At 64.2% G+C, this 11,566-nt stretch carries 8 protein-coding genes and 2 pseudogenes; 1 reads left to right on the forward strand and 9 read right to left on the reverse strand.

The window, feature by feature from the left end; genetic code table 11:
• Window positions 1-1,332: bifunctional diguanylate cyclase/phosphodiesterase (locus EOA24_RS13670; protein WP_133374508.1), on the forward strand; the 1,332-nt coding region annotated here is incomplete at its 5' end.
• Window positions 1,333-1,351: 19 nt separating this feature from the next.
• On the opposite strand, the gene EOA24_RS13675 is transcribed toward EOA24_RS13670, so the two are convergent.
• The 9 genes and pseudogenes from EOA24_RS13675 to EOA24_RS13715 all read right to left on the reverse strand — a co-directional run.
• Complete coding sequence (locus EOA24_RS13675; RefSeq protein WP_126079405.1) at window positions 1,352-2,359, reverse strand: class I SAM-dependent methyltransferase; 1,008 nt, start codon at window positions 2,357-2,359, stop codon at window positions 1,352-1,354.
• 69 nt (window positions 2,360-2,428) lie between these two features.
• Window positions 2,429-4,579 carry a polyribonucleotide nucleotidyltransferase gene (gene pnp, locus EOA24_RS13680; RefSeq protein ID WP_126079406.1) on the reverse strand — a complete coding sequence of 717 codons (2,151 nt, stop codon included), beginning with the start codon at window positions 4,577-4,579 and terminating at the stop codon, window positions 2,429-2,431.
• Window positions 4,580-4,942: 363 nt separating this feature from the next.
• Window positions 4,943-5,254 carry a 30S ribosomal protein S15 gene (gene rpsO / locus EOA24_RS13685; protein ID WP_281059028.1) on the reverse strand — a complete coding sequence of 104 codons (312 nt, stop codon included), beginning with the start codon at window positions 5,252-5,254 and terminating at the stop codon, window positions 4,943-4,945.
• A 254-nt stretch (window positions 5,255-5,508) separates the two neighbouring features.
• Window positions 5,509-6,565: pseudogene (gene corA / locus EOA24_RS13690) on the reverse strand (magnesium/cobalt transporter CorA).
• 46 nt (window positions 6,566-6,611) lie between these two features.
• The gene (truB, locus tag EOA24_RS13695; protein ID WP_126079409.1) at window positions 6,612-7,571 is read right to left on the reverse strand and encodes a tRNA pseudouridine(55) synthase TruB; all 960 of its coding nucleotides are present in this window, start codon (window positions 7,569-7,571) and stop codon (window positions 6,612-6,614) included.
• Window positions 7,571-7,987, reverse strand: a complete 417-nt coding sequence (rbfA, locus tag EOA24_RS13700; protein ID WP_042647113.1) for a 30S ribosome-binding factor RbfA — start codon at window positions 7,985-7,987, stop codon at window positions 7,571-7,573. Before rbfA ends, truB begins: the two co-directional genes overlap by 1 nt.
• A 121-nt stretch (window positions 7,988-8,108) precedes the next feature.
• Window positions 8,109-10,697 (reverse strand): translation initiation factor IF-2, encoded by a 2,589-nt coding sequence (gene infB, locus EOA24_RS13705; protein WP_126079410.1) that lies wholly within the window; start codon window positions 10,695-10,697, stop codon window positions 8,109-8,111.
• On the reverse strand, window positions 10,694-11,344 hold the full coding sequence (locus EOA24_RS13710; RefSeq protein ID WP_126083567.1) for an RNA-binding protein: 651 nt from the start codon (window positions 11,342-11,344) through the stop codon (window positions 10,694-10,696). Before EOA24_RS13710 ends, infB begins: the two co-directional genes overlap by 4 nt.
• 32 nt (window positions 11,345-11,376) lie before the next feature.
• Window positions 11,377-11,566 (reverse strand): annotated as a pseudogene (locus EOA24_RS13715) (transcription termination/antitermination protein NusA); the annotation flags it as partial.

Raw genomic sequence — 11,566 nt, forward strand, 5'->3', positions numbered from 1 at the left:
TCGGTGGCCTATGTCGTCAAGGAAACCAATTTCGACAAGCTGACGGGGCTTCTGTCGCGCCAGGCCATGGTCGGCAAGATAGCCGATGCCGCCTCGGAGACGATCCGAACCGGCGAGCCGGTGTTCCTGATCGACATCGATATCGACCGATTCAAGCAGATCAACGACGCCATCGGCTACAGCCATGGCGACGACCTTGTCCGTGCCTTCACCAGCAGGCTGAAGGAGAGCATGCCGAAGGATGCGGTGATCGGGCGCATCGGCGCCGGCGAGTTCGGCGTCCTGCTGCCGGACCGCGATATCCGTGGTTCGATCGAGCGGCTGATCGAAAAGCTCATCAACGATATGATGGAGCCTTATCAGTTGCAGACCCACCTGCAGTCGGTCAGCCTGTCGGTAGGCATCGTGGCGATGCCGAAGGACGGGGTCGACCCGGTTCTGGTCCTGCGCCGTTCGAACCTTGCGCTGCAAAATGCGCGGGCCAGCGGCGTCGGCAACTGGTCTGTCTTCCACGCCGACATGGGCCGCGTGGCCGACTATCGGCAATGGATCGAATCGGAGCTGAAGACCGCTTTCGACCGCGGCGACTTCAGTCTCCATTACCAGCCGCAGCTCAATCTGCCGAGCGGCCGCGTCGTCGGCTACGAGGCGCTGATCCGCTGGAAGCATCCGGAGCGCGGCATGATTCCGCCGATGGAGTTCATTCCGATCGCCGAGGAAACCGGCATGATCAATCCAATCGGCGAATGGGTGCTGCGCAAGGCCTGCAGCGACGCCAAGCATCTGCCGCAGGACTGCTTCGTCGCCGTCAACATCTCGCCGGTCCAGTTCATGACCAGGGATTTCGTCGGCATCGTGCGCGAGGTGATGGAATCGACCGGCATCAAGCCGTCGCGGCTGGAGCTCGAGGTCACCGAGACGGCGATGATGCAGGATCGCGACCGCGCCGCCGCGATCCTGGACCAGCTTGCCGAGATGGGGATTTCGGTGGCCGTCGACGATTTCGGAACAGGCTATTCCAATTTGAGCTACCTGATCGACTTCTCCTTCGGCAAGCTGAAGATCGACCGTTCCTTCGTCAGCCGCATCGACACCGACTCCGGTTCCGGCGCGATCGTCTCGACCATTGTCGGGCTGTCGCGGGCGCTGGGCGTCGGCATCATCGCCGAAGGCGTGGAAACCGAGAACCAGGCTACGCTGCTCAGGGCCGCGGGCTGCGAGGTGGTCCAGGGCTATCTGTTCGGCAGGCCGGCGCCACTCACGGACGAACTCGGCGAAGCGCGGCCTGCTTTCGGCACCCGCGAGCCCGCACGGATCGTCAGCCTACAGTAAACCAGCACGCAACAGTATTTCAGCGGCGCGCCGACAACACCTTGAACATGCCGTCGCGGGCGATCTCGGTATGGCTGGCAAAGGCCGCGGACAGCACCTGTTCATAGGGAAGCTGGCGATTGGCGACCATGAACAGGCGGCCGCCCGGTTTCAGCGCCTTCGACGCCGCGCGGATCATGCCGGCGCCAATGCCGGGCTCGGCGGCTCGGCCGCTGTGGAAAGGCGGGTTCATGACGATGGCGTCGTAGCGTCGATCGACCGCCTCGGTGAGAAGATCGATCCAGAAGAAGCGCGGCTCGATGGCGCCACGGACATTCAACCTGGCTGCTTTCAGGGCTTCGAAGTCCGCTTCATAGAGATCGAGCGTGGTGAGGCTCTGGGAGCGCTGCAGGACCTCCGCCGCCAGATAACCCCAGCCCGCGCAGAGATCAGCGATATTGCCTTTGAGATCATCAGGCAGGCTGGCGGCCAGCAGTTTCGAACCGGCGTCAATCCTGTCAAACGAGAACATGCCAGGCGCGGTTTTGAAACCGCCCCCAACAACAAGGTCGGGGTTGCCGGCGCGCAGCGTCTCGGCTGCTTCCGTGCCGGCCCGCCGGAACCAGAAGGCAACGCCGTGATGCTTCGGCAGATGGCCTTCGAGCGGCGCCAGCGCGTTGATCCGCTTGCGCAGGCTGTCGGTGCCGTCATCCTTGCCACCCGCGACGGCGATCAGCCCGCCCGGCGCGACACGCTCGAGTGCTTCGGCGATGCGCAACTCATTCTGACCGCGATGACGGCCGGCGAGCACGAGAGCCATGTCGTAACCCTGTCCTTCCACTCGCGGCGTGACCGTGTAGCCGGAAGCCTGCAAGGCGCGGAAATGCGGTCGAAAGCCCTGCACGAGATGCAGCGCCGCATCGAATCCTTCGGGCAAGCGGAAGCCGGGCTCGGCGCCCAGAAAGAGAACGCGGGCCTCCTTGCGCGGCAAAGGCAGCGCCTCGGCCTCGAACGGGTAGAACAGCGTCTTCAGCGGCTCGGCGGCCATTCATCCACCTCGAAACAAAACGGGCGCGACCTTGCGGCGCGCCCGTCTTAGACTATCCAGCCAGACCGATCAGGCGGCGTCTTCCTCGCCTTCGGCCTTCTTCTTCTCCTGGACGATTTCCTTGCCGGTCGCCTGGTCGACGACCTTCATCGACAGGCGAACCTTGCCGCGCTCGTCGAAGCCCATCAGCTTGACCCAAACCTTGTCGCCTTCCTTGACGACATCGGAGGTCTTGGCGACGCGCTCATTGGCGAGCTGCGAGATGTGAACGAGACCGTCGCGCGGGCCGAAGAAGTTGACGAACGCGCCGAAGTCGGCCGTCTTGACGACTGTGCCTTCGTAGATCTCGCCGACTTCCGGCTCGGCGACGATGGTGTGGATCCACTTCTTCGCCGCCTCGATCTCCTTGGCGTTGGCCGAAGCGATCTTGACCGTGCCGTCGTCCTCGATGTTGATCTTGGCGCCGGTCTTCTCGACGATCTCGCGGATCACCTTGCCGCCGGAGCCGATGACGTCGCGGATCTTGTCGGTCGGGATATGCATGACCTCGATGCGCGGCGCGAACTCGCCGAGCTCGGCGCGGGCGCCGGACAGCGCATGCGCCATCTCGCCGAGGATATGCAGGCGGCCGTCCTTGGCCTGGGCAAGCGCGATGCCCATGATCTCCTCGGTGATGCCATCGATCTTGATGTCCATCTGCAGCGAGGTGACGCCATTGGCGGTGCCGGCGACCTTGAAGTCCATGTCGCCGAGATGGTCCTCGTCACCGAGGATGTCGGAGAGCACCGCGAAGCGCTCGCCTTCCTTGATCAGGCCCATGGCGATGCCGGCGACCGGCTTGGCCAGCGGAACGCCCGCGTCCATCAGCGCCAGCGAGGTGCCGCAGACGGTCGCCATCGACGACGAACCATTGGATTCGGTGATCTCCGAGACGACGCGCAGCGTGTAGGGGAACTGTTCCGCCGAAGGCAGCATCGGATGGATGGCGCGCCAGGCGAGCTTGCCGTGGCCGATTTCGCGGCGGCCCGGCGAGCCCATGCGGCCGGTCTCGCCGACCGAGTAGGGCGGGAAGTTGTAATGGAGAAGGAACTTCTCCTTGTACATGCCGGTGAGCGAATCGACATATTGCTCGTCCTCACCGGTGCCCAGAGTGGCAACCACCAGCGCCTGGGTCTCGCCGCGGGTGAACAGCGCCGAACCGTGGGTGCGCGGCAGGACGCCGACTTCCGAGACGATCTTACGCACGGTCTTGAGGTCACGGCCGTCGATGCGCGAGCCGGTGTCGAGGATGTTCCAGCGCACAACCTTGGCCTGGAGCTCCTTGAAGACGCTGCCGATCTGCTCGGAAGTGTACTTGGCTTCCTCGCCCTCGGCCGGAGCGAAGGCGGCCTTGACCTTGGCCTTGACGGCATCGACCGCGGCATAGCGCGCCTGCTTGTCGATGATCTTGTAGGCGTCGCGGAGCTCGTCTCCGACGACCTTCAGCATCTCGGCTTCGAGCGCGGAGTAATCCGGCGCCATGAAGTCGCGCGGCTCCTTGGCAGCGACCTCGGCCAGCTTGATGATCGCCTCAATCACCGGCTGGAAGCTCTTGTGGCCGAACACGACGGCGCCGAGCATCAGGTCCTCGGAGAGTTCCTTGGCCTCGGATTCGACCATCAGCACGGCGTCGGCGGTACCGGCGACGACGAGGTCGAGCTTGGATTCCTGCATCTCGTCGATATGCGGATTGAGCACATATTCGCCGTTGATGTAGCCGACGCGGGCGCCGCCGATCGGGCCCATGAAGGGCACGCCCGAGAGCGTAAGCGCGGCGGAGGTGGCGACGATCGACAGGATGTCCGGATCATTCTCGAGATCATGCTGGACGACGGTGACGACGATCTGGGTGTCGTTCTTGTAGCCGTCGGCGAAAAGCGGGCGGATCGGGCGGTCGATCAGGCGGGAAACCAGCGTTTCCTTTTCGCTCGGACGGCCCTCGCGCTTGAAGTAGCCGCCCGGGATCTTGCCGGCGGCATAGGTCTTTTCCTGGTAGTTGACGGTGAGCGGGAAGAAATCGAGGCCGGGCTTCGGCTCCTTCATCGAGACGACAGTGGCCAGAACCACGGTCTCGCCATAGGTGGCCAGCACCGCGCCGTCAGCCTGGCGGGCGATCTTGCCGGTCTCCAGGATGAGCGGACGGCCGCCCCATTCGATTTCCACTTTGTGATGATTGAACATATCTTGTCCTTCATATGCGGAAAGGGCCGCACCGTCCTAACGGTCGCGGGTTCTCCCTTCCCTGGCTTCCTTCGGGCAGTCACGGGCAAGACAACGGGAAGCTCGATAGATTCGGCTCAAGGCCGAGCGAGCATCCTGCAATCCTGCCCCATGACCGTCCATGGGCGGTTCCGGATAGCCCTCTGCGGTCCGGAACACGATTGGCCGGCTGGTCGGCCGGCCTTGCGCTTGACGCCGGAAACGCTGTTTCCGGAACGCGCCATGCGCGCAGGCGAATTTCCTTTTCAGCATTGCGGCAGCGGACTATCCGATGCGCCAATGCGCGACCGGCGGGCCCCCTTGGAGAGCCCGCCGGTCAATTGGTCAGCGACGGAGACCGAGCTTGTCGATCAGCGTCTGGTAGCGCCCATCATCCTTGCGCTTGAGATAATCAAGCAGGCTGCGGCGCTGGGAAACCAGAGCAAGCAGGCCACGGCGGGAATGGTTGTCCTTCTTGTGGTCCTTGAAATGCTCTGTCAGGTTCTTGATGCGCTCGGAAAGAATGGCAACCTGGACTTCCGGAGATCCGGTATCGCCTTTCGCAGTCGCGAATTCGGTCATCAGTTCTTTCTTGCGCTCGGCAGTAATCGACATCGTGTTTTTCCTTATCTGTTGGAGGAAACGGGACGCCCACAGCCGGGATGTCGTCCAGCAGGGGCCAGTGCAAGCGACGCGTCAGGGCGCGAAGCTGCGGCGCATATAGTGCAATTCCGGAAAAAACACCAGCCCAATTGTCAAGCCGGCTTGTCGCAGGTTCCGGCGGCGAAAACGGGGGAATTCAAAGGCCAATGCATGTCGCCCAGAAGTGTGCGGCGGTTCTGGGACAACGACATGCATCAAAAACAAAGACCTAAAGCGCGTCGCCTGAATCCGTTTCATCGCGACGCGCTTTAGAGCCACTTCTTCCATTTGAAGAACGCGATCAAACCGACCGCGACGACCGCCATGAACAGTAGCGAGACCGGATAACCGTAATAGGCCTTCAGCTCGGGCATGTTCCAGGGCGAGCTTTCCGGATCGAAATTCATGCCCCAGACGCCGACCAGGAAGGTCAGCGGCATGAAGATCACCGAGACGATCGTCAGATAGGAAATGACGTCGTTGGTGCGGGCCTGGGACAGCGAGAGATGCATCTCGATCAGGCCGGTGAGCATGTCGCGCTGGTTCTCGACCAGCTCGATCAGCCGCAGCGAATGGTCGAGCGTGCACGTCGTTGCGGATCAGCGTCGCCAGCGCATCGCGCATCGGCCATAGCACGCCCTTGAGCACGTTGGCGTCGCGCCTGAGTTCATGCAACTGCCGCATCTGATGCTTGTGCGGCTTGTTCAGCATCTCGTCCTCGATGCCGTCGACCAATTCGCTCGCCGCCTCGATCGGCGGGAAATAGCTGTCGACGATGGCATCGATCAGCGCATAGGCAAGATAATCGGCGCCGCGCGAGCGCAGCCGGTTCGGCATCGCGGCCGCGATGCGCTTGCGCACCGGATCGAACGGATCGCCCTCGCGTTCCTGGAAAGTGACGACGAAATTCCGGCCGAAGAACAGCGATATCTGCTCGTAGCGATGCGAGGTGACATCGTCGATCATGCGCATGACGACGAAGGCATGGTCCTCGAAGAAATCCACCTTGGGCCGCTGTCCAGTGTTGACGACGTCCTCGAGCGCCAGCGGGTGGAGGTTGAAGATACGGCCGATCTCCTCGATCAGCGGAATGTTGGCAAGCCCCGTGCAGTCCAGCCAGACGACAGGCCATTTCTGGCAATGGGTGTTGAGGTCGTCGATCGAGGCATTGTCGATGGTTTCGTATTTCTGCGGCGAGATCAATGTTAGCCGAAGCTCGCTGCGCCGCGCCGCCGGATCGGCGATCAGCGTGCCGGGCGACGCCCCGACCGGCGGCCGGCGGATTCTCAGCGTCGCCCTCTTGTTGCCTGTATCAGCCCTGGCCATGAGATCCCTGAAGCGTCGGCACCCAGTGGAGCTTAGACGACCGGATTCACCCGGCAAAGACCCGCTTGGGCTTGAACATGCCCTGCTCGATGGCGCCGATGGCGACGAGCCTGCCGCGCGCGGTGGCGCAGGCCTCCTCCGCCTCGACAGGCGCATCGCGGCCGCGAATGATGACGGGATTGCCGAGGCGGATCTTCGTCGCCGCGTCGTCGCTGACCGCGACCTGCGGCAGGCAATCGAGCGCCGCCGCCGTTTCGACCAGCAGCGCGTCGATGGCGCTGAAATCGACCGGCGCCTCGGATTCGTCCTGAACAGCTTCGGCTTTGCCGCCGAAACGGGCCGCTTCCAGTTCGGCAACCGTGACGAAATCGTCAGGCGTGAACGGCTCGACCTCGACGCGGCGCAATTCAGCGATATGGCCGAAGCAGCCGAGATCGCGGCCCATGTCGCGCGCCAGCGAGCGCACATAGGTGCCCTTGCCGCATTCGACCTCGAAGACGGTCTTGTCGGCACTATGCTCGATAATATCCAAACGGCCGATTTCAATTTCCCGCGCGGGTATCTCGACCGTCTCGCCGTCGCGGGCGAGATCATAGGCGCGCTCGCCGGCGATCTTGATGGCCGAGAATTGCGGCGGCGTCTGCATGATGACGCCGGTGTATTTCGGCAGCAGCGCCCGCAGCTCGGCCTCGGCCGGGCGCCGATCGGAGCTGTTGGTCACCGGGCCTTCGAGGTCGTCGGTCGAGCGCTCCTCGCCCCAGGCGACGGTGAAGCGGTAGACCTTGGCGCCATCCTGCACGTAGGGAACGGTCTTGGTCGCTTCGCCAAGCGCGATCGGCAGCATGCCGGAGGCCAGCGGATCGAGCGTGCCGGCATGGCCGGCCTTCTCGGCCTGAAACAGCCATTTGACCTTGGAGACCGCTTCGGTCGAGCCCATGCCGACCGGCTTGTCCAGCACCACCCAGCCGGAGACCGGCCGACCCTTCTTCTTGCCGCGGCGCGCCACTATTCCTCGTCCTTGTCGTTGTTCTTGCCGTCGCCGAGATCGCGCGCCACTTCGGGCGATTTCAGCAGTTCATTGATCTTCGCGAAATTGTCGAAGGAGGTGTCGAGCCGGAAGCGGAACTCCGGCATATACTTCATCTGCCTCAACGCGCCGGAAACACGGCCGCGGATGAACTTCGCGTGCCTGTTGAGCGCCTCGACCACGGCATTGTCGTCAGCCGCGCCAAGCGGCGAGACGAAGGCGGTGGCGATCTTGAGATCGGGCGACATGCGCACCTCGGAGACCGAGACGACGCTGTTCTCGATCACCGGATCGATGATCTCGCCGCGCTGCAGCGTTTCGGAAAGGGCATGACGCACCTGCTCGCCGACGCGCAGCATGCGCTGGGAGGGGCCTGACGTTGTCGAACGTGACATTTCTTCGGTCCTGAAATCGTGAAGCGCGGGATGGGACCACGCCACATGTCTCAAATGCATGAGCGGTCTGGGCGGCAGCCTTGCGGCCGCCGCCCGTTTCATTTCGGCAAGTATACCCGAATTAGAGCGTCCTGCTCACCATCTCGACGCGGAAGCATTCGATGACGTCGCCGACGCGCATGTCCTCGTAGTTCTGGAAGGCCATGCCGCATTCCTGGCCGCCCGGCACTTCCGAAACCTCGTCCTTGAAGCGCTTGAGCGTCTTCAACGTGCCTTCGTGGACGACGACGTTGTCGCGGACCAGGCGCACACCCGCGCCACGCTCGACCTTGCCTTCGGTGACGCGGCAGCCGGCGATCTTGCCGACCTTGGAGATGTCGAAGATCTCGAGTATCTCGGCATTGCCGATGAAGGTCTCGCGCCGCTCCGGCGAAAGCATGCCGGAAAGGGCCGCCTTCACGTCGTCGACGAGGTTGTAGATGATCGAGTAGTAGCGGATCTCGATGCCCGCGGCCGCTGCCGCGGTGCGGGCCTGCGCGTTGGCGCGGACGTTGAAGCCGATGATCGCGGCACCCGATGTCTCGGCCAGCGAGACGTCGCTTTCGGTGATGCCGCCGGCGCCCGAATGGACGATCCGCACCCTGACCTCGTCGTTGCCGAGCTTTTCGAGAGCGGCGTTGATCGCCTCGATGGAGCCCTGCACGTCGCCCTTGATGACCAGCGGGAATTCCTTCAGCCCGCTCGTCTGCAACTGGGACATCATCTGTTCGAGCGAGCCGCGCTGGCCGGCATGCTTGGCCACAGCCTTGTCGCGCGCCAGGCGCTGACGGTATTCGGTGATCTCGCGGGCGCGAGCCTCGTTGTTGACGACGGCGAAACGGTCGCCGGCCTGCGGCGTGCCCTGAAGGCCAAGCACCTCTACCGGCATCGCCGGCGGCGCTTCCGGCACGTGCTCGCCGCGGTCGTCGACAAGCGCGCGCACACGGCCCCACTCGTTGCCGGCGACAATGATGTCGCCAGGCATCAGCGTGCCGGTCTGCACCAGAACGGTGGCGACCGGACCGCGGCCCTTGTCGAGCTTGGCTTCGATCACCGCGCCTTCGGCGGTGCGGTCAGGATTGGCCTTGAGGTCGAGAACTTCGGCCTGCAGCAGGATCGCTTCGAGCAGCTTGTCGAGATTGGTGCCCTTGGTCGCCGAAACCTCGACGTCCAGCACCTCGCCGCCCATCGATTCCACGAACACCTCGTGGCGCAGCAGCTCGGTCCGCACCTTCTGCGGATCGGCGTCGCGCTTGTCGATCTTGTTGATCGCCACAATGATCGGCACGCCGGCCGCCTTGGCGTGGTTGATCGATTCGATCGTCTGCGGCATCACGCTGTCGTCTGCCGCCACCACCAGCACGGCGATGTCGGTGACCTGGGCGCCGCGGGCGCGCATGGCCGTGAAGGCGGCGTGGCCGGGCGTGTCGATGAAGGTGATCTTCTGACCGTTCTTCTCGATCTGGTAGGCGCCGATATGCTGGGTGATGCCGCCGGCCTCGCCGGAGACGACATTGGCGTTGCGGATGGCGTCGAGCAGCGAGGTCTTGCCGTGGTCGACATGGCCCATGATGGTCACGACCGGCGGACGCGACACCAGGTCCTCGGGACGGTCGGCGATGTTGAACAGGCCCTCCTCGATGTCGGACTCCGCAACGCGGCGGACCGTATGGCCAAATTCGGAAGCGACCAGCTCGGCCGTGTCGGCGTCGATGACGTCGCCCGGCTTCAGGATCTGGCCCTGCTTCATGAAGTACTTGACCACATCCACGGCGCGCTCGGACATGCGCTGCGCCAGTTCCTGGATGGTGATGGTTTCGGGTAGGATCACTTCGCGCATGACTTTCTCGCGCGGCTCATTGTGCATCGCGCGTTTGAATTTTTCCTGGCGGCGACGCATCGACGACAGTGAGCGGCCGCGCGCATCTTCGTCCGACAGCGCGGTGTTCAGCGTCAGCTTGCCGCGGCGGCGATCTTCCTCGCCCTTGGTCGGCTTGGCCGGGCGGGCCACTTCCGGGGTCGCAAGGCGCCGGGCAGGCGCGCTGGCGCCTGCGCCACCGCCGGCACCAGTGCGCCGCGGCTTGGCCTCTTCCTCGTCATCGGCCGTAGCGACATCGGCTGCCTGCGGCGCACGACGGCGAGCCTCTTCCTCGGCACGACGCCGCGACTCGGCCTCGGCCTGCAGGCGCGCTTCTTCCTCGGCCTGACGGCGCGCGGATTCGTCGCGCTCGCGCTTGCGGCGCTCCTCTTCCTCGGCGCGGCGCTTGGCATCCTCCTGAGCGCGCTGGCGATCCTCGGCCTCACGGGCCTTGGAGCCTTCCAACGCCCTGCGGCGCGCTTCCATCTCGCCGCGTGACAGCTCGTTCAGGACCATGCCCGAACGTTCCGGCGGCGGAGGCGGCGCCTTCGGCGCTTCCTGCACGACAGGCGCGGCGGCGACAGGGGTGGCCGCGGCGGGCTTCGGCGTGAACACGGACGGCGCGACCGGCTCCGGCTTGTCGCCAGGCAGCGAGAACTTGCGCTTCTTGGTCTCGACGACGACCGACTTGGTGCGGCCATGCGAGAAATTCTGGCGCACGGTGCCCTGCTCGAGGCCGGGGCGCTTCAGCGTCAAGGTCTTCTTCGGCGTAACGCTCAACGTCTTGTCGTCGCCCGATTTCGTATCGTTCATTCCATATCCTCTGCGGCATCATCTTCGTCGGCAACGGCCGCAAGCATTGCCAGATCGTTCGGGGTACCGCCCCGATATCGGTCGAGCGCAACAACGCGCTTCTCAACCGCCAGTCCCGCGTCCTGCGCGAGGACGGCAGCATGTATCACATTTGTGCCCCCCAATGCCAAGCTCAACTCGGCCTCGGAGAAAAGTTTGTAGGCAAGGATGGCGGGACCGCCGAGATGGACGGTCGCCCGCCGCGCCTGACTGATCTTGCGGACACCGTCGTCCGACGCCTCCGCCGCATGCAGAACGAGCAGCGCCTGCCCGTCGCGCACAGCACCCTCGACCTTGGCGGCGCCAAGAACGACGGCGCCCGCCTTGCGGGCAAGGCCAAGCATACCCAGAGCGGATCTGGAGAGCAGCCCGTCGACCATGCCGCCGAGATCGGACGGAACGGTCACCTGCGCCTTGAATGCGCGGGCAAACAGGTTCTTCGCCGCTGCCTTCTCGATATGTAGGCGATCGGCGGTGACCCAGCAACCACGGCCGGGCAGATTTCTCTTGATGTCCGGAACGACGGCCGAATCCGGGCCGACGACGAAGCGGATCAGTTCATCCGCTTCGGCCTGCCTGCGCGTAACGATGCAAGTGCGATCGTTCATCTCGTCCACGGGCTTTGCGATTGGTGGTCACCTCACGCACCGACGGTTTCGCCGGTTGCTGCCTCTTCGGCGGCGAGTTCTTCCTCGGTGATCCAGCCGGCCTGCTTGCGGGCTGCAAGCACCATCTGCTCGGCTTCGGCGCGCGAGACGCCGTGAGAGGCCAAAACGCCCGGATAGACCTTGGTCTCGCCGTCCTTGCGCTCTTTCCAGCCGATCAGGTCG

This window comes from Mesorhizobium sp. M2A.F.Ca.ET.039.01.1.1 (genome assembly GCF_003998035.1).
Classification (GTDB): Bacteria; Pseudomonadota; Alphaproteobacteria; order Rhizobiales; family Rhizobiaceae; genus Mesorhizobium.

Coding starts and splice junctions, on each gene's coding strand:
- EOA24_RS13710 (WP_126083567.1), bottom strand. CDS start 11,344: ATGAACGATCGCACTTGCATCGTTACGCGCAGGCAGGCCGAAGCGGAT.
- EOA24_RS13675 (WP_126079405.1), bottom strand. CDS start 2,359: ATGGCCGCCGAGCCGCTGAAGACGCTGTTCTACCCGTTCGAGGCCGAG.
- rbfA (WP_042647113.1), bottom strand. CDS start 7,987: ATGTCACGTTCGACAACGTCAGGCCCCTCCCAGCGCATGCTGCGCGTC.
- infB (WP_126079410.1), bottom strand. CDS start 10,697: ATGAACGATACGAAATCGGGCGACGACAAGACGTTGAGCGTTACGCCG.
- pnp (WP_126079406.1), bottom strand. CDS start 4,579: ATGTTCAATCATCACAAAGTGGAAATCGAATGGGGCGGCCGTCCGCTC.